Below are 17,626 nucleotides of genomic sequence, written 5' to 3' on the forward strand. Positions count from 1 at the left end.
GCCCACGCGGCACAGACCGCCCGCGCCGCGTTGCAACCCTTGCCTATGGAGCCCGCCGATGGCTGTTTTTACCCTGGAAATGAAAGTCCGCGATTACGAGTGCGACATGCAGGGCATCGTCAACAATGGTGTCTACTTCAACTACCTGGAGCACGCCCGCCATGAATTCCTGCTGGAAAAAGGCATCGACTTCGCCCAGCTGGCCCGCGATAAGGTAAACCTGGTGGTGGTACGCGCCGAGCTGGACTACAAAGGCTCGCTCACCAGCGGCGACCGCTTTGCCGTCACCGTGGCCTACGAGGCCGTGTCCAAGGTGCGCTTCGGCTTCCGCCAGCAAGTGATTCGCCTGGCCGACAACAAAGTGGTGCTGGAAGGCCTGATCGTCGGTACCGCCATCAACGAACGCGGCCGCCCGGCCATTCCGGCAGACTTCGCTGCACGCTTGGCAGAATAAGGGCCCATCCCACCTTCTTCATCCAGCACTCGCCAAGCCTATGCCTAGACTGGGGCAGGAAACGGTGTGCTCACCCCATCCTGCCTCTGGGCCACAGCTTCCCGTTTTTTGCCATGAGTTTGTCTTTGCTAGCTGATGGCCAACAATCGATCACCTCATTCATGGCGGGCCCTAGCGTGATAACCCGCGCTGTCTACCGGCGCTTGCTGGCGGTCCGCCATGCCGTAATCGCGCACCACCTCCGCCACACGTAGCTGGTAATCGGCAAACACGCCGCTGCGGCCGGCCAGTTGCGCCATGCGGTGCGCTTCCAGCTGGCGCCAGGCGGCCAGTGCCTGCTCGTCCCGCCAGTAGGAGAGCGACAGCAGCTTGTCCGGCTGGCTGAGGCTCTGGAAGCGCTCGATGGAGATGAAACCCTCGCTCTGCGCCAGTAGCGGGCGCAGCTGCGCCGCCAGGTCCAGGTAGTCGGCCTGGCGCCCCGGCGCCAGCGTCACTTCAAACAAAACGGCCATCATGCGGTGGCTCCTTTTTCAAGCGCATCAAAACGGCGCCAGCGCGCATTGGCGGGCGGGTGAAACTGCTGGCTGGCGGCCAGTTGCCGCCACGGCATGCGCCGCCGCAGGCAGTGCTGCAGCAGCGCGTGGCAGGCAGCCAGTGCGATGCGGCTACCCGGGCAACGGTGCGCGCCGGCGCCAAAGCCGTGCTCGCGCCGGCCCCGCAGCAGGCGAAAGACCAGTGGTCGCGCATGGCAGGCCGGGTCCAGGTTGGCCGCCGCCAGCAACACCAGCACGCGCTGGCCGGCCGTTACCGGCTGGCCGCACAGCTCGCCATCCTGCTGCACAAAGCGCCAGCTGTGCTGCACTGCCGCGTCCAGGCGCTGGCTTTCGGCAATGAAGGCAGGCAACGCGCCCGATGCCGTACGCAGCTGGCGGCGCAGCGCGGGTGCCTGCGCCAGCCGGTACAGCGCGTTGCCCAACAAGGCCGCCGTGGCGTCATGCGTTTGCTGCAGCAGGGCCAACAGGTTGGCCGCACGCCACTCGGTGTCGGGCCAGGCGGCGGCCAGCGCCTGCCATAGCGGCGTCAGCGCTGTCGGTGGCTGGCGGGTGATGGCCAGCAAGGCGGCCAGTGCGGTGTCGGCGGCCGCGATCTGCGCCTCGCCAGCGGTGGCCGCCAGCCCTGCCAGCAGGCTGCCCAGCTGCGCCCGCGCGGGCGCCTCGCCCAGTGCCGGCATGCCGAGCAGCGTCGCCACCAGGTGCTGCGGCAATTGCAAGCACACGGCGTCCACGGCTGCCGCGCTCCCCTGCCGCAACCAAGGCTGGCAAGCGGCGATGGCGCGACGGGTGGCGGCATCCAGCTCGGCATCGCTCAACGCAGCCAGTGCCTGCAACAAAGCAGCTTTCTCTGCCTGCCGCGCCACGCCGTCCGTCTGCCGTAGCAAGCGGCCAAAATAGGCGCCCAGCGCCCTACCCTGCAAAGCGGGTGGCAATGGCTGGCCGGCTGGCCGGACGCCGCATAGCGGGCTGTGCAGTACTGCGTCTACCGTAGCCGCACTGGCCGCTACCCACACCGCCAGCTCGACATCAAAATAAAACGGCCGGGCCGCGGCCTCGGCGCTGTACCACGCTGCCGGGCAGGGCTGATGGGCCGCCGACAAGGGGGAAACGTGTTCTGTCATGTGTGTACTCCTCGATCACCATGGCGCATGCTAGGCTGCAAGCCTTGTGCGATGTTTCAGCGTGACGTGAAGTGATGAACGACGATCTACCGGATATCAGCCGGCTGGCCGGCTTGCTGGCCGACCCTGGCCGCAGCCGCATGCTGCTGGCGCTACTGGAAGGCCGCATGCTGCCGGCCAGCGACCTGGCCCGTGCGGCCAACCTGTCGGCCCAGGCCGCCAGCAACCACCTGGCCCGCATGCTGGACGGCGGCGTACTGCGGGTGGAAAGCCGTGGCCGTTACCGCTACTACGCGCTGGCCAATAGCCAGATGGCGCACGTCATCGAAGCGCTGGCCTGCGCCGCGCACGGCCAGGACGTGCTGCGGCCAACCCTGCGCCCCAAGGGCGACGCCGAGTTGCGGCTGGCGCGCACCTGCTACCGCCATCTGGCCGGGCAACTGGGCACGCAGCTGTGTGAGGCGATGCAGACGCACGGCTACCTGCAACGCGACACGGGTAGCGCCATGACGCTGACCCCGGCCGGCGCCGACTGGCTGCAGCAGGCACTGGCACTGGATGCGCGTTCACTGCCGGCCGGCAAGGCGTGCCTGGACTGGAGCGAGCGGCGCGACCATCTGGCCGGGCCGCTGGGCGAGGCCATCTGCAACGCCTTCCTGGCGCAAGCGCTGGTTTGCCGGCGGTCGGGCAAGCGTTCGCTGCAAGTCACCGCCGCCGGGCGCCAGTTCCTGCAAACGCAACTGGGCGTGCAGCTGTAACGGGTGCTGTCATCAACTGTCACAAACGGTTACCCTGTTACCGCAAACTGTTGGCCGCGAATGTGGTCCAATGTCGTAACTGTTTTTCTCGGGGAGTAAATACCATGACAACCAGAAACATCCTGATCGCCGGCATGCTGACCATGGTCGCACTCACCGGCTGTGCTACCAGTTCCGATTCCGCCCAGGTGTACAGCAAAGGCCAGATGCGCCAGATGCACGAAGTGGAATACGGCAAGATCCTGGACATCAAGAACGTGAAGATGGAAGGCGACAAGAACGACCTGCTGACCCTGGGCGGCACCGCGCTGGGCGGCCTGGCCGGCAGCACCGTCGGCAAGGGCAACGGTTCGGTTGCCGGTGCCATCGTCGGCGCCATGGCGGGCGGCCTGGCCAGCGAAGCGGTGCAACGCAACAACACCAAAAACGCCTACGAACTGACCGTGCAGCTGGAAAAAGGCCGCACCGTGTCCATCGTGCAGGAAGCCGACGTGGTACTGACCGTGGGCCAGCGCGTGAAAGTGATTACCGGTGGCGGTACCGCACGCGTGCTGCCGATGTAAGCCTTGCCCCGTCACCGGTTCCGGTGATGACAAACACACACAGCCTCCCTCGCGGAGGCTGTTTTGCATTCTGCGTGGCGCACGGCAGCGGGTGCGGCCAACTGGACAGCCCGGCAAACACGGGGTAGGCTGCCGGCCTTTTTTCCTTGTAAAACAATAACTTTGTATATACAAATGCTTGCCATCCCTGTCGCTATTACCCTGATGCTGGCCCTGTCGCTGGCGCGTACCCATGTTGTCATCAGCCTGATCGTCGCCTCGCTGGCCGGCGGCCTGCTGGGCGGGCTGGACCTGCCGCAAACCCTGGCCGCCTTCAACAAGGGCATTACCGGCGGTGCGTCCGTCGCCCTGTCTTATGCCCTGCTGGGCGCCTTTGCCGTGGCCATCGCCAAATCCGGCCTGCCGCACGCGCTGGCCGACGCCGCCGTGCAACAGCTGCAAAACAGCCAGCGCCAGACCAAGCTGAAGTGGCTGATGATCGGCCTGCTGGCGGTGGTAAGCGTGATGAGCCAGAACCTGGTGCCCATCCACATCGCCTTCATCCCGCTGCTGGTGCCGCCGCTGCTGTACGTGATGGCGCGCCTGCAGCTGGACCGCCGGCTGGTGGCCTGCGTGATCACCTTCGGCCTTACCACACCGTACATGCTGTTCCCGGTGGGCTTTGGCGAAATCTTCCTGAAGCAGATTCTGCTGGGCAATATCGAAAAAGCCGGCATGCACGTGGCCGATGTCAACGTGATGCACGCCATGCTCATTCCGGCCGCCGGCATGCTGGCTGGCCTGCTGCTGGCGGTGTTTTTCAGCTACCGCCAGCCGCGCCACTACAGCCTGGGCAAGATCGAAAATACCGAGCGCACCCACGCCAAGGTTGGCCGCAAGTCGCTGCTGACCTCGTTGTTTGCCATTGCCGCCGCGTTTGGCGTGCAGCTGTACAGCGACTCGATGATGCTGGGAGCGCTGGCCGGCTTTCTGCTGTTCATCGCGAGTGGCGTGGTGAAATGGGGCGACGCCGATAGCGTGTTCAGCGACGGCATGAAGATGATGGCGATGATCGGCTTCATCATGATCACCGCGCAGGGCTTTGCTGAAGTGCTGCAGGCCACCGGCAAGATCGGCGAGCTGGTACAGGTGTCGGCCGAGCTGTTCGGCCACAGCCGGGGCGCGGCGGCGTTTGCCATGCTGTTTGTCGGCCTGCTGGTCACCATGGGCATCGGCTCGTCGTTTTCCACCGTGCCCATCCTGACCGCCATCTACGTGCCGCTGTGCCTGCAGCTGGGCTTTTCGCCGCTGGCCACCGTGTCCATCATCGGTACCGCCGGCGCGCTGGGCGATGCCGGCTCGCCGGCGTCCGACTCCACACTGGGGCCGACTTCCGGCCTGAACGTGGACGGCCAGCACGACCACATGCGCGATACCGTCATCCCCACCTTCCTGCACTACAACCTGCCGCTGTTGGCCGCCGGCTGGGTCGCCGCGATGGTGCTGTAAGCGGCAAGCGGTGAGGCTGCGTTACAATGCCGGTCAAACATTGATGGAACACGCCATGGAATCGCGCCTCACAGAGCTGGAAATCAAGGTCGCCCTGCAGGACGACCTGCTGGACACGCTCAACCTCACCATCGCGCGCCAGCAACAGCAGATCGACCTGCTGCAAGAGCAGCTGCGCCACCTGTACCGCATGCAGCAGGCCGGCAACCAGCCGGAAGAGCAGCGCTCGCTGCGCGACGAGATCCCGCCACACTACTAAACCGGCCCGCTTTACCTGAAAGATTAAGCATGAGTACTCCCCTGCAACTGGCCCGCTCGCTGGCACCCCTGCTGGCCGGCTACTGCTGGGCCATCGGTGGCAGCACCTTGCTGCAACATCTGGACCTGGTGGAACAACCGCGCGACCTGGACATCGTCACCACCGCGGCCGACTTTGCCGCCGTACGCGCGGTGCTGGCCGCCCGTGGCCAGGACATCACGCCGCCACCGCACCCGCAATACGCCACCCGTCACTTTGCCCGCTTCGACATGGGCGATGGCCTAAGCGTCGACCTGATCGCCGACATGGCCATCAAGCTGGAAAAAGGCAGCTACCGCTGGCCGTTTGACGCCAGTGCCCGCTTTGAGGCAGACGGTCTGCCGTGGTGCTGCCCCGAAGACTGGGTGCTGCTGTACCGGCTGATGGGGCGCGAGGAACAAACCGAGGCACTGGACGAGTGGCTGGACGAGCACGGCGTGCAACACCCGCACCGACTGGCGGCCAACCTGTTTGCCCAGTACCCGGCCAGCGCCATGAAACCGGCTCCGGCATGGTGGCCGTGGGAAGAATGACCCGTTATCTTGCCGCGCTGCTGGCCCTGACACTTGCCCTGCTGTGTGGCACCGCCTACGCCGGGCGCGTGGTCAACCTGGCCAGCACCGACTACCCGCCCTACTTTTCGCCGCAATTACCCGGCGACGGCGTGGTGGCGGCCATTACCCGGGCGGCGCTGGCCAAACATGGCTATACGCTGCAGCTGCATTACCGGCCGTGGGCCAGGCTGATGGCCGAGGTGAAGGCCGGGCAGTTCGATGGCGTGATGGCCGTGTGGTACGAGCCGGCCCGTGCCGAATACCTGCATTACAGCCTGCCGTTGGTGAATACCGTGATGGGCTTTTACGGCCGTGTGGACAAGCCGCTACCGACGCTGCCGCTGACGGAGCTGCGCACGCGAGTGGTAGGCACCGTGCGCGGCTACAAAAACCCGGACGTTTTTGATCGTGCCGGCCTGAAGCAGGAGCTGGCCGCCGACGACCTGACTAATATGCGCAAGTTGGCCGCAGGCCGGCTGGACCTGGTGCTGGTGGACAAGGTACTGGCACAACACCTGCTCGGTCACCTGAGCCCGGCTGAGCGCCTGGCCATCCGCTGGCAAGACCCGCCACTGGAAGTGATGCCACTGCACGTGGGCTTGCGCCGCGAGTTACCCGATGGCGAGCAGCTACTGGCCGACTTCAACGACGGCCTGCAAACCCTGCGCAAGAGCGGCCAGCTGGCGGCGCTGATCCGCCAGTACAAGCTGGCGCAGTAGCACGGCTAGCTGCGGCGCTTGCGGTCGCGCGATACCACGGCTTCGATATTCTTGCGGCCGATCAGCAAACCCGAGCGCACCGGTGGCGCTACGGTGGCCGCCAGCAAGGCCACCGCCGCCGGGTTGGCCGCAAACATCCCCGCCTGCTGCTGTAGCAAGCCGGCCGCCTGCATCGCCTGCAGCTGGCTTTCGATTACCGCCTCCTCCTCGTCACACGCGGCAGCCAGCCGGGCCGCCGTCAAGCCGCCACGGCCGGCAGCCTGCAGCTGCTGCCACAATTGCTGGGCCAGCGTCGTCGACAGCGCCGCACGCAAGGTAGTCAGATCCGGAGTCGTCATGGTGTATGCCTGAAAAAAAGTGGCCGGATTATGGCAGCAAGTGCGCGCGCCAGCTACGCGCCGGCCAGCGCCGGCTGAGCACGCGGTTTGGCCACGATGCGCCCCGACAGCAAACTGGCGCTGGCGATCAGCGCGCCGCCGATGTACTCCTGCAGCTGCATGTGCTCGCCGGCCAGCAGCCAGGCCGATAGCGCCGCGAACACCAGCTCCATCAGCATCAGCGTCATGATTTGCGTGGCCGGCAGAATGCTCAGGCCGTGCATCGAAATGATGCTGGTAGACAGCAGCGTCACACCCAGCACCACGATCATCAGCAGGATGGGCACGTCGATCAGCGCCAGCTCGGCCCCCAGTTGGCCGCGCCACAGCAGCGAAGCCAGCCCACAGCCGGCCACCCCCAGCCACACCGACGCCGACTTCACCGGCACCGGCAGGCTGCTGGCGCGCTTGGACAGCACATTACCCAGCGCAAAACTGATGCCGCCGGACAGCGCCAGCCAGTCGGCACGGTTTTGCAGCAAGCCACCCTGCAGCATGTCGGGGCGGTATAGGATGGTGATACAGCCCAACAGCGACAGCGCCACCACGCCCCAGCCCACCGGGCTTAGCCGCTCGCGCAACAGCAGGCGCGAAAACAGTACCGTCCATAGCGGCGACAGATAAAACAGCAGCAGCACGCGCATGACCTGCCCTTCCGATACCGCCCACGTATAGCTGAAATTGCACCAGCCATAGAGCAAAGTCAGCGGAATCAGCACCCGGTCGAAGCGAAACTGCCGCCGGAAGACGTCGCGGAACACGAATACACCCAGACAGGCCGATACCAGATACACGGTCAGCGAAGTAGCTGCCGTGGAAAACCCGGCCTCGTGCAATACGCGGAACGGGAACCACATCAGGCCCCACACCAATGCCGTGGTCAGCGCACAGCTCACCGCCAGCAGCTTTTGTTTTACAAAATCCATAAGCCTTTCTTACTATTGTCCTTTTGTTGCATTGCAAGGAAACGGCGTTGAACCCCCACCTCGATCTGTTGCAGCCCTACCCGTTCCAGCGTTTGCGCGGCCTGCTGGCCGGCGTGACGCCGCCCGCCGACCTGCGGCATATCAATCTGTCCATCGGCGAACCCAAGCACCCGACGCCGGACGTCGTCAAGCAAGCGCTGATGGCCAACCTGGACGGCCTAGCCGCTTACCCGGCCACGCTGGGCAGCGACGCGCTGCGCAGCGCCTGCGCCGACTGGCTGCAGCGCCGTTACGGCATTGCCGTGGACGCCGCGCGAGAGATTTTGCCGGTGTGCGGCAGCCGCGAAGCGCTGTTTTCGTTCGTGCAAGCGGTGATCGACCCGCGCGGCAGCGACAAGCCGGTGCTGATCTCGCCCAACCCGTTCTACCAGATCTACGAAGGCGCCGCGCTACTGGCCGGCGCCGAACCGTATTACGTGAACTGCCTGGCGGCCAACGGCTACCAGCCGGACTGGACGGCCGTACCGGAAGCCGTGTGGCAGCGTACGCAGGTAGTGGTAGTGTGCAGCCCCGGCAACCCGACCGGGGCGGTGATGTCGCTGGAAGACTGGAACACACTGTTCTCGCTGTCCGACCGCTACGGTTTTATCATTGCCAGCGACGAATGCTACAGCGAGATCTACTTCGACACGCCGCCGCTGGGCGGGCTGGAAGCCGCACGCCAGCTGGGCCGCGGCTACGAGCGTCTGGTGATGTTCACCAGCCTGTCCAAACGCAGCAATGCGCCGGGCCTGCGCTCGGGTTTTGTGGCCGGCGACGCGCGCATCCTGGAAAAATTCCTGCTGTACCGTACCTACCATGGCAGCGCGATGAGCCAGACCATCCAGCAGGCCAGCATTGCCGCCTGGCAGGACGAAGACCATGTCGCGGCCAACCGCTCAGCGTATACTGCCAAGTTCGACGCGGTCACCCCGTCTTTGGCACAGGTACTGAACGTGGCGCGCCCCGACGCCAGCTTCTACCTGTGGGCCGAAGTGCCCGGCGGTGACGACGCCGCGTTTGCGCGCCGGCTGTTTGCCGAAGAACACATCACCGTGCTGCCCGGCAGTTACCTGGCACGCGACGCCCACGGCGTGAACCCCGGCGCCGGCCGTATCCGCCTGGCCCTGGTGGCCACGCAAGCCGAATGCGAAGAAGCGGCACAGCGCATCGTCCGCTTCGTAAAAAAACACCACTGAACACGACATCGAGAACCATGACTACCATCCATATCGCCCAAGGACTGAACCATATGCATCCGATCCAGCCCATCATCGAACAAGCCTTCGAAAACCGTGCCGACATCACCCCGGCTACCGTATCGGCCGAACTGAAAGCCGCCGTGGAACAAGTGATCGAAGAACTGGACAACGGCCACCTGCGCGTTGCCGAGAAAATCGACGGCGACTGGGTCGTACACCAGTGGGTGAAGAAGGCCGTGCTGCTGTCGTTCCGCATTCGCGACAACGTACTGCTGGATGACGGCGTGAGCCGTTACTTCGACAAGGTGGACACCAAGTTTGCCGACTGGAACCAGGAACGCTTCCAGCAAGCCGGCTTCCGCGCCGTACCGGGCGCCGTGGCTCGTAAAGGCAGCTTCGTCGCCAAAAACACGGTGCTGATGCCGTCCTACGTCAACATCGGCGCCTACGTCGACGAAGGCACCATGGTCGACACCTGGGCCACCGTAGGCAGCTGCGCCCAGATCGGCAAGAACGTGCACCTGTCCGGCGGCGTCGGCATCGGTGGCGTGCTGGAGCCGCTGCAGGCCAACCCCACCATCATCGAAGACAACTGCTTCATCGGCGCCCGCTCCGAGGTGGTAGAAGGCGTGATCGTCGGTGAAGGCTCGGTGATCTCGATGGGCGTGTACATCGGCCAGTCCACCAAGATCTACGACCGCGAAACCGGCGAAATCAGCTACGGTCGCATCCCGCCGGGCTCGGTGGTAGTGTCCGGCAACCTGCCGTCCAAGGATGGCAGCCATAGCCTGTACTGCGCCGTGATCGTCAAGAAAGTGGACGCGCAAACCCGCAGCAAAACCAGCATCAACGAACTGCTGCGCGGCGTCTAAGCTTTTTTTAAGGTCTTGTTATCGATAGTTTTCAGCGCTGTATTAATCACGCACGGTAACAATTTCTACACAAAAAAAGCGCGCTGGCATTTTGCGCACTGCACACAAGGCAGATAAAATGCCCACAGGGAGTCGGCAACAGTCGGCTCCCTGTTTCTTCTTGATTTCACAGGACAATCCCTGATCGTGTCTTCCGACAGTTTCATCGAGCTCAAAAACGTCAGCTTTGCCTACGGCGACCGGCCGATACTGCAGGACATCTCCCTTACCATCCCCCGCGGCAAGCTGGTGGCCATCATGGGCGGCAGCGGCAGCGGCAAAACCACGCTGCTGCGGCTGATCTCCGGCCAGGTACGCGCCCAGCAGGGGCAGGTACTGGTGGATGGCCAGGACGTTGGCCGCATGGGCAACCAGGCGCTGTACCAGCATCGCCGCCGTATGGGCATGCTGTTCCAGTTTGGCGCCCTGTTCACCGATCTGTCGGTGTTCGACAACGTCGCCTTCCCCATCCGCGAGCATACCCGGCTGCCGGAAAGCCTTATCCGCGACCTGGTGCTGATGAAGCTCAGCGCCGTCGGCCTGCGCGGCACCGAAAGCCTGATGCCGGCAGAGCTGTCCGGCGGCATGGCACGCCGCATCGCACTAGCCCGCGCCATCGCGCTGGACCCGCAGATCATGCTGTACGACGAACCGTTCACTGGCCTGGACCCGATCTCGCTGGGCACCATCGCCCTGCTGATCAAAAAGCTGAACGACGCGCTGGGTACCTCGTCGATCATGGTGACGCACGACGTGCACAAATCGCTGGAGATCGTCGATTACGTCTACTTCGTGGCCAGCGGCCGCATCGCCGCCGAAGGTACGCCGGATGAAGTGCGCCACTCCGCTTCGCCGTGGGTACAGCAGTTCGTGCAAGGCGAGGCCGACGGCCCGGTGCACTTTGCCTACCCGGCCGGCAATACCCTGGCCGACGCCTTCGGCCTGAAGGAGGTGCGCGCATGAACGCCCTGCTGTCTCCGTTCCGCCGCCTGGGCGCTGCCACCATCAACGCGCTGTGGCGCCTGGGCTTCATCAGCCGCTTCTTCGTGGCCATCGTGCTGAACTCCGGCCAAAGCCTGCTGCGCTTCCATCTCACCATCCGCGAGATCTACTACGCCGGCGTGCTGTCGCTGATCATCATCGTGGTGTCCGGCCTGTTTGTGGGCATGGTGCTGGGCCTGCAGGGCTACAACACCCTGGCCCGCTTTGGCTCGGCCGACGCGCTGGGCGCGCTGGTGGCACTGTCGCTGCTGCGCGAGCTGGGCCCGGTGTTGGCCGCCCTGCTGTTTGCCAGCCGCTCCGGTAGCGCCATGACCGCCGAAATCGGCCTGATGAAGGCCACCGAACAGCTGGAAGCCATGAGCGTGATGGCGGTGAACCCCATCGCCCGCGTGGTGGCGCCGCGCTTCTGGGCCGGCGTGATTTCCATGCCTATCCTGGCCGCACTGTTCAACGTGATGGGCATCTTCGGCGGCTATCTGGTGGGCGTGGAAATGATCGGCCTGGACGCCGGCACGTTCTGGTCGCAGATGCAGAACAACGTCGACCTGCATTACGACGTGATCAACGGCCTGACCAAGAGCGTGTTCTTCGGCATGGCCGTGACGCTGATCGCCGTCTTTGAAGGCTACGACGCCACGCCCACGGCGGCCGGCGTATCGTCTGCCACCACCCGTACCGTGGTGACCTCGGCACTGGTCATCCTGGCGCTGGACTTCGTCCTGACCGCCTTCATGTTCTAGGAAACTGCATAATGAAACGCTCTACCATTGATCTGTGGGTCGGCCTGTTTGTGGCCATCGGTCTGGCTGCTGTCACCTTCCTGTCGCTGAAGGTGGCCAACCTCACCCCGCAAAGCAGCGCCGACACCTACACCCTGGTGGCCGAGTTCGACAACATCGGCGGCCTGAAAGTAAAAGCGCCGGTGAAGTCTTCCGGCGTGGTGGTTGGCCGCGTCAGCAACATCGAGCTGGACACCAAACGCTACGTAGCCCGCGCCACGCTGACGCTGGACAAGCAATACCAGTTCAGCCGTGACACCAGCGCCGAGATCCTCACCGCCGGCCTGCTGGGCGAACAATACATCGGCCTCACCCAAGGCGGTGACCCCGACAACCTGGCCAGCGGCGACCGCATCAGCCTCACCTCTTCCGCCCTGGTGCTGGAACAGCTGATCGGCAAATTCATGACCAGCTTTGCCGAAAAAGGCAGCCAGGACGCCCCGGCTAAAACCGAATAAACAAGAACTCTCCAGAGAAAGACGCACATCATGAAAAAACTGTTCGCTACCCTGATGGTGATGCTGGGCCTCAGCAGCACCGCCCTCGCCGCTTCCGATAACCCGGTGGACGTGATCAGCACCACCTCGCAATCCGCGCTCGAGCTGCTGAAAAAAGACACCGGCAAGAACACCAACCAGATCCGCAAACAAGTGGAAGACCTGGTGGTACCGCAGTTTGACTTCATCCGCATGACCGCGCTGGCGGTAGGCAAAGACTGGCGCGGTGCCACCCCGGCGCAGCAAACCCAGCTGGCCGAGCAGTTCCAGACCCTGCTGGTGCGCACCTACTCCTCCACCATGACCCGCTTCAAGAACGCGCAGATCGACGTGAAGCCGAACGCGCAGCTGAACAACAACGGCCGCGAGGCGGTAGTGAAGTCGGAAGTCACCCTGCCGGGTAACGGCGAGAAGAAAAACGTGATGGTCGACTACACCCTGTACAAAGGCAATCAGGGCTGGAAGATCTATAACGTCAGTGTGGAAGGTGCCAGCCTGGTTACCATCTACCGCAACCAGTTCGGCGAAGAAATCCGCAAGAACGGCGTGGATGGCCTGATCAAGCTGCTGAAGGACAAGAACGAAAAAGGCAAACCGGCATGACACTGCGCACCGTTGCCCCGGGCCAGTTCGCGCTGAGCGGTGATGTCGGCATGGACACCGCCGCCGCGCTGCAGGCCCAGCTGAGCACTGCCCTGCAAGGGGGTAACGCCAGCCTGGACCTGTCCGGGCTGGGCAAGGTGGATTCCGCCGCCGTCGCCCTGCTGCTGGACGCCCTGCGTCGCCAACAGCAACGGGGGGGCACGCTGCAATTGCACCATGTGCCCGACAGCCTGCGCGTGCTGGCCGAGTTGTACGAGCTGGCCCCGCTGCTCGGGCTTGCCGAGGAGGCCAAGCCGTGAACAAGCCTTTGCTGATCATCAGCTGCTGCGTGCTGACAGCCTGTGCCAGCACCGGTGGTAACCCGCAAGACCCGCTGGAACCGATGAACCGTGCCGTGTTCAGTTTCAACGACAAAGCCGACCAGTACGTGCTGAAGCCGGTAGCCGAGGGCTACCGCTTCATCACGCCGCAGCCGGTACGCACCGCTGTCGGCAATGTGTTCGACAACTTGCGCGACGTGTACAGCCTGGCCAACCACGCCCTCCAGCTGGAAGGCAAGAAGTCGGCCACCGACCTGCTGCGCGTATCGATCAACAGCACCTTCGGCCTGTTCGGCCTGATCGACCTGGCCACCCCGATGGGCTTGCCCAGCTACAAGGCCACGCTGGGCGACACCTTCGCCCACTACGGCTGGAAGCAAAGCAGCTACCTGGTGCTGCCACTGCTGGGGCCCAGCACCATCCGTGACGGTACCGGCATGGGGCTGTCATTCGGCTACAGCAGCGGCTCGTGGGTATTCCAGGAAAACCGCGATGCAGCCGCAGCCACCATCGCCTACGGCGTGGTAAGCCGTGAAAAGCTGCTGGGGCTGGACGAAACCTTCGACCAGGCCGCACTGGACCGCTACAGCTACATGCGTGACGCCTACCTGCAGTACCGCAACGCCCGGACCGGTTTTACGCCCCCTGCCAGCCAGTCCAATCCGGACGACGACAATATCGACGACCTGGTACCGGACGATGCCTCTGCCCCGGTGGCCGAGCAACCCGCCTCGGCGCCACAAGCCAGCGCGCCCGGCCAGTAAACCGGCCATCGGCACAAAAAACCGCCCGTTGACCGGGCGGTTTTCTTTTGCGGCCAACCTTGCAGAATGTCAGGCAGCCTGTTTGGGGCCTGCGCATCAAACATCGCGTTAACAGGCCCTAGTCCGCCACCACGCCTTCCAGCTGCTGCAGCAGGTACAGGCGCTGGTAGAGGCCGCCGTCGATAGCCATCAGCGCATCGTGCGCGCCCTGTTCGGCAATGCGGCCATGGTTCAGCACCACGATCTGGTCGGCATCGCGGATGGTGGACAAACGGTGCGCGATGGCAATGATGGTGACCTGGCCGCGCAAGCGCAGCATGGCCTGCTGCACCAGCTGTTCGGTTTCGCTGTCGATATGCGAGGTAGCCTCGTCCAGCAGCAGGATTCGCGGCTGCCCGGCCAGCGCACGGGCAATGGCGATCAGCTGCTTCTGCCCCACCGACAAGCGGGTACCGCTCTCGCCCATATCGGTGTCGTAACCGTGCTCCAGCGTCAGGATCAAATCGTGCACGCCGGCCGCCTGCGCCGCCGCCTCGATCGCCGCCTGGCTCAGCCCCCGCCCCATGTCGATATTGTCGCGCGCGCTGGCGGCCAGCAGGAACGGGTCTTGCGGCACCAGCCCCACCCCGGCACGGAACGCCGCCTCGCCGATGCGCGCCAGCGGCACGCCATCGATATCGATGCTGCCGCCTTGCGCCGTGTAAAAACGCAGCAGCAGCGACAGCAAGGTGGACTTGCCGCTGCCGGTATGGCCGACAATGCCGACAAAGCTGCCGGCGGGTATGGCCAGCGAGACCCCGTGCAGCACCGGGTGCGCCGCGTCGTAACCAAAGCGGATGTCGCGGAAGCTTACTGCCCCCGCAACAATGGCGCCGGCGTCACCGCCGCGTGCCGCCTCGCCCTCGCGCAGCAGCGTGTTGACGCGGGACGCCGCCACCACCGCCTGCTGCAACTGCGAAAATTGCATGGTGATCTGGATCAGCGGCTCCACCACGCGCGCGATGTAGCTGACAAAAGCGTACAGCACGCCCACTTCCAGCCCGCTGACGCGGTGCTGGCCGAATACCCAGATCACCGTGGTCAGCAGCAACACGTTCAGCAAGTCCAGCGCCGGGCGCAGCAGCCAGGCGTTGGCGCGCAGTTCGGCCATGCGCGCCTGGTACAGGCCGGCATTGGTAGCAGCAAAACGGTCGGCAAAACGCTGTTCGGCACCGGCAGCCTGCAACACGCTCATGCCGGCAATCGATTCAGCCACCTGCGCGTTGATGTCGCTGCGCAGCTGGCGCGCACGGCTGACCGACGGCGCGCTCCAGCGCTGGTACAGCCACACGATCAGGAACACAGCCGGCAGCAGCACCATCACCACCAGCGCCAGCCGCCAGTTCAGCCACGCCATCGCGGCCAAGGCGCCACAGACCACGATCACGCTGTCCAGCATCACGAACAGCACCTGTACGTACAGCTGCTTCACCGCTTCGGTATCGTTGGTCACGCGGCTGACCAGTTGGCCGGTAATGGCCTTGTCGAAGAAGGCCATCGGCAGCGCCAGCACGTGGCCGTACACCTCTTCGCGCAAACGCCACACCGAGCGCATGGCCACACCGGCCAGCCGCAACAGCTGCAGATAGCGCAGCGCCGACGCGGCCAACCCTAGCGCCAGTACCCCGCCCAGCAGCAGCACCACCTCGTGTGCCACCCAGTACCGCGGCAGCAGGTAATGATCGATAAAATGCTTGCCCAGCAGCGGGCCACAGGCTTCCAGCACGGCGGCCAGCAGCAGGAAGGCAAAACCGCGCAGCACATGGTGTTTTTCCGGTTCGGCGGCATGGCGCAGCAGCGCCAGCGCCTGTTGACGTTCAGCTTGCATCCAGGCTGGCCTCCAGTTGCTGGTAGCGCCACTGGCTGGCGTACCAGCCGTCGCGCGCCAGCAGTTGCGCGTGGGTACCGCGCTCGGTCACCCGACCGTGACGCAGCACCAGAATGTCGTCGGCGTCCACCACCGCCGACAGGCGATGGCTGACGATCAGCAGCGTGCGTCCCTGCCGCGCGGCGCGCAGGTGCTGCAGGATGGCGGTTTCGGTCTGCGTATCCACCGCCGACAACGCGTCGTCCAGCATCAGCAACGGGGCCGGCGACAGCAGCGCACGGGCGATGGCCACGCGCTGGCGTTGGCCACCGGACAGGCTGACGCCCTTCTCCCCCACCGGTGTATCGTAGCCCTGCGGCAGGCGCAGGATATCGTCGTGCACGGCGGCCAACTGCGCCACGCGCTCGATCTCCGCCCGGCTGGCATCCGGCTGCCCCAGCGCGATGTTGTCGGCCACGCTGGCCGAAAACAGGAACGCCTCCTGCGGCACCCAGCTGATGGCACTGCGCAGCGCATTGAGGGTGTAGTCGTCCAGCGGTCGGCCCTGCCACAGGATGCTGCCCTGCTGCGGGTGGTACTGGCGCAGCAGCAGCTTCAGCAGCGTGGACTTGCCGCTACCGGTGGGCCCTACCAGTGCCAACACGCCACCGGCGGGCAGCTGCAGGCTGACGTCGTCCAGCGCCGGCTGCGGCTGTTGCGGGTAGGCAAAGCGCAGCTGATCCACTTGCAGCAAGCCCTGCGGCGGCTGCGGCTCGCTGCCGTGGTCGTCCACCGTCAGCGGCGCCGACAGGATGGGGTCCAGCCGCGCCCAGGCAGCCTTGCCGCGTTCCAGCAGCGCCAGCACCCAGCCGGCGGCAAACATCGGCCAGATCAGCTGGCCCAGGTACATCGAAAAGCTGGTGAGCTGGCCGATACTCAGGCTGCCGTGCCACACCAGATAACCGCCCAGCGCCAGCGTCAGCACGCTGGCGGCGCTCAGCGTCATGCCCACCGTCGGCTCAAACGCCGCCTCCCAGCGTTGCGCTTGCAGGCTGGCGTCAGCGGCATCGGCGGCTAGGCGCGCCATGCTGTCGCGGTTGCGGCCTTCCAAGCCCAGCGCGCGCAGCGTACGTACGCCGCTAAGGGTTTCCTGTACGTGATCGTTCAGGGCCGAAAAGCGCTGCAGGGCGTCGGCCGAGGCCTGATGTACGTGACGCGAGATGCGCCAGAAGCCGTAGGCCATCAGCGGAAACGGCAGCAAAGCCACCGCCGCCAGCCGCCAATCCACCCCCAGCGTCATCATGCCCAGCACCAGTACCAGCGTCAGCGCGCCGTCAAAGCCGGCCAGCATCGCCTCGCCGGCCGCCATTTCCACCGCGTCGATATCGTTGGTGGCGCGCGCCATCAGGTCACCGGTACGCTGGTGCTGGTAAAAGCCGGGGCCTTGCGCCGCCAGCTTGCGGTACAGCGCCACGCGCAGATCCACGCCCAGCTGGTAGCTGGCGGCAAACAGCTGCAAACGCCAGCCCACGCGCAAAAAGTAAATGGCCAGCCCCATGACCAGCAGCGTGCCCAGCTGCCAGTACAGCGCCTGACCGCCCAGACTGCCGGCCACCAAACTATCGATGATGCGGCCAACCTGACGCGGGATGGTGACGGTGAGCACCGCCACGCAGGCCAGCATGGCTGCCGCCGCCGCGTAGCGCAGCCAGTGGCGGCGCACAAAGCCCCCCAGAAATTGCAACAGACTCATACCTGACTCCACAGCCTTGCCCGGGCCTCAGCGTGCCCTGTCGCTGGCCAGTGTGCAGAAAAAACGCCCGCCAGGCACCTGACCTGACGGGCGATGTT

21 protein-coding genes are annotated in these 17,626 nt (G+C 64.8%); 15 read left to right on the forward strand and 6 right to left on the reverse strand.

From position 1 onward, the window contains the following. Window positions 1-58 precede the first annotated feature (58 nt). Window positions 59-454 (forward strand): acyl-CoA thioesterase, encoded by a 396-nt coding sequence (locus FLQ03_RS01420; protein WP_144373695.1) that lies wholly within the window; start codon window positions 59-61, stop codon window positions 452-454. A gap of 155 nt (window positions 455-609) precedes the next feature. Here the strand turns inward: FLQ03_RS01420 and FLQ03_RS01425 are convergent, their stop codons facing one another. After that, on the reverse strand, window positions 610-969 hold the full coding sequence (locus FLQ03_RS01425) for an antibiotic biosynthesis monooxygenase family protein (RefSeq protein ID WP_144373696.1): 360 nt from the start codon (window positions 967-969) through the stop codon (window positions 610-612). Continuing rightward, complete coding sequence (locus FLQ03_RS01430; protein WP_144373697.1) at window positions 966-2,129, reverse strand: cytochrome P450; 1,164 nt, start codon at window positions 2,127-2,129, stop codon at window positions 966-968. The genes FLQ03_RS01425 and FLQ03_RS01430 overlap by 4 nt, the downstream gene beginning before the upstream one ends. 74 nt (window positions 2,130-2,203) lie before the next feature. Between FLQ03_RS01430 and FLQ03_RS01435 the strand changes: the two genes are divergently transcribed. The 6 genes from FLQ03_RS01435 to FLQ03_RS01460 all read left to right on the forward strand — a co-directional run bounded on the left by FLQ03_RS01435 (window position 2,204) and on the right by FLQ03_RS01460 (window position 6,509). Further along, window positions 2,204-2,887 (forward strand): ArsR/SmtB family transcription factor, encoded by a 684-nt coding sequence (locus FLQ03_RS01435; protein ID WP_144373698.1) that lies wholly within the window; start codon window positions 2,204-2,206, stop codon window positions 2,885-2,887. Between the two features lie 104 nt (window positions 2,888-2,991). Next, entirely contained in the window at window positions 2,992-3,450 is a 459-nt protein-coding gene (locus tag FLQ03_RS01440; RefSeq protein WP_144373699.1) for an outer membrane lipoprotein, read from the forward strand. Window positions 3,451-3,624: 174 nt separating this feature from the next. Beyond that, window positions 3,625-4,938 carry a Na+/H+ antiporter family protein gene (locus FLQ03_RS01445; RefSeq protein ID WP_144373700.1) on the forward strand — a complete coding sequence of 438 codons (1,314 nt, stop codon included), beginning with the start codon at window positions 3,625-3,627 and terminating at the stop codon, window positions 4,936-4,938. Window positions 4,939-4,993: 55 nt separating this feature from the next. Next, a complete protein-coding gene (locus FLQ03_RS01450; RefSeq protein ID WP_017510314.1) occupies window positions 4,994-5,197 on the forward strand; it encodes a SlyX family protein in 204 nt (67 codons plus the stop codon). A gap of 29 nt (window positions 5,198-5,226) precedes the next feature. Beyond that, complete coding sequence (locus FLQ03_RS01455; RefSeq protein ID WP_144373701.1) at window positions 5,227-5,769, forward strand: hypothetical protein; 543 nt, start codon at window positions 5,227-5,229, stop codon at window positions 5,767-5,769. Then, window positions 5,766-6,509 (forward strand): substrate-binding periplasmic protein, encoded by a 744-nt coding sequence (locus tag FLQ03_RS01460; protein WP_170252278.1) that lies wholly within the window; start codon window positions 5,766-5,768, stop codon window positions 6,507-6,509. Before FLQ03_RS01455 ends, FLQ03_RS01460 begins: the two co-directional genes overlap by 4 nt. A gap of 5 nt (window positions 6,510-6,514) precedes the next feature. Here the strand turns inward: FLQ03_RS01460 and FLQ03_RS01465 are convergent, their stop codons facing one another. Beyond that, the gene (locus FLQ03_RS01465; RefSeq protein ID WP_144373703.1) at window positions 6,515-6,847 is read right to left on the reverse strand and encodes a hypothetical protein; all 333 of its coding nucleotides are present in this window, start codon (window positions 6,845-6,847) and stop codon (window positions 6,515-6,517) included. Between the two features lie 53 nt (window positions 6,848-6,900). Beyond that, complete coding sequence (locus tag FLQ03_RS01470) at window positions 6,901-7,812, reverse strand: DMT family transporter (protein WP_144373704.1); 912 nt, start codon at window positions 7,810-7,812, stop codon at window positions 6,901-6,903. Window positions 7,813-7,859: 47 nt separating this feature from the next. On the opposite strand from FLQ03_RS01470, the gene dapC reads away from it, so the two are divergent. The 8 genes from dapC (at window position 7,860) to FLQ03_RS01510 (ending at window position 13,929) form a co-directional block, all read left to right on the forward strand. Further along, on the forward strand, window positions 7,860-9,050 hold the full coding sequence (gene dapC, locus FLQ03_RS01475; RefSeq protein ID WP_144373705.1) for a succinyldiaminopimelate transaminase: 1,191 nt from the start codon (window positions 7,860-7,862) through the stop codon (window positions 9,048-9,050). Window positions 9,051-9,103: 53 nt separating this feature from the next. Further along, a complete protein-coding gene (dapD, locus tag FLQ03_RS01480) occupies window positions 9,104-9,925 on the forward strand; it encodes a 2,3,4,5-tetrahydropyridine-2,6-dicarboxylate N-succinyltransferase (protein WP_206210824.1) in 822 nt (273 codons plus the stop codon). A 186-nt stretch (window positions 9,926-10,111) separates the two neighbouring features. After that, on the forward strand, window positions 10,112-10,927 hold the full coding sequence (locus FLQ03_RS01485) for an ABC transporter ATP-binding protein (protein ID WP_206210823.1): 816 nt from the start codon (window positions 10,112-10,114) through the stop codon (window positions 10,925-10,927). Continuing rightward, a complete protein-coding gene (mlaE, locus tag FLQ03_RS01490) occupies window positions 10,924-11,706 on the forward strand; it encodes a lipid asymmetry maintenance ABC transporter permease subunit MlaE (protein WP_144373708.1) in 783 nt (260 codons plus the stop codon). Before FLQ03_RS01485 ends, mlaE begins: the two co-directional genes overlap by 4 nt. A gap of 11 nt (window positions 11,707-11,717) precedes the next feature. Beyond that, the gene (mlaD, locus tag FLQ03_RS01495) at window positions 11,718-12,203 is read left to right on the forward strand and encodes an outer membrane lipid asymmetry maintenance protein MlaD (RefSeq protein ID WP_144373709.1); all 486 of its coding nucleotides are present in this window, start codon (window positions 11,718-11,720) and stop codon (window positions 12,201-12,203) included. 30 nt (window positions 12,204-12,233) lie between these two features. Then, window positions 12,234-12,845, forward strand: coding sequence for an MlaC/ttg2D family ABC transporter substrate-binding protein (locus FLQ03_RS01500; protein ID WP_144373710.1), 612 nt, complete (start codon window positions 12,234-12,236; stop codon window positions 12,843-12,845). Beyond that, a complete protein-coding gene (locus tag FLQ03_RS01505) occupies window positions 12,842-13,144 on the forward strand; it encodes an STAS domain-containing protein (RefSeq protein ID WP_144373711.1) in 303 nt (100 codons plus the stop codon). Before FLQ03_RS01500 ends, FLQ03_RS01505 begins: the two co-directional genes overlap by 4 nt. Continuing rightward, window positions 13,141-13,929 carry an MlaA family lipoprotein gene (locus FLQ03_RS01510; protein WP_144373712.1) on the forward strand — a complete coding sequence of 263 codons (789 nt, stop codon included), beginning with the start codon at window positions 13,141-13,143 and terminating at the stop codon, window positions 13,927-13,929. The genes FLQ03_RS01505 and FLQ03_RS01510 overlap by 4 nt, the downstream gene beginning before the upstream one ends. A gap of 118 nt (window positions 13,930-14,047) precedes the next feature. Here the strand turns inward: FLQ03_RS01510 and FLQ03_RS01515 are convergent, their stop codons facing one another. Then, window positions 14,048-15,796, reverse strand: coding sequence for an ABC transporter ATP-binding protein (locus tag FLQ03_RS01515; RefSeq protein WP_144373713.1), 1,749 nt, complete (start codon window positions 15,794-15,796; stop codon window positions 14,048-14,050). Then, entirely contained in the window at window positions 15,786-17,528 is a 1,743-nt protein-coding gene (locus tag FLQ03_RS01520; protein WP_144373714.1) for an ABC transporter ATP-binding protein, read from the reverse strand. Before FLQ03_RS01520 ends, FLQ03_RS01515 begins: the two co-directional genes overlap by 11 nt. Window positions 17,529-17,626 lie beyond the last annotated feature (98 nt).

The sequence above is a fragment of the Vogesella urethralis genome (assembly GCF_007644045.2).
GTDB classification, from domain to species: domain Bacteria; phylum Pseudomonadota; class Gammaproteobacteria; order Burkholderiales; family Chromobacteriaceae; genus Vogesella; species Vogesella urethralis.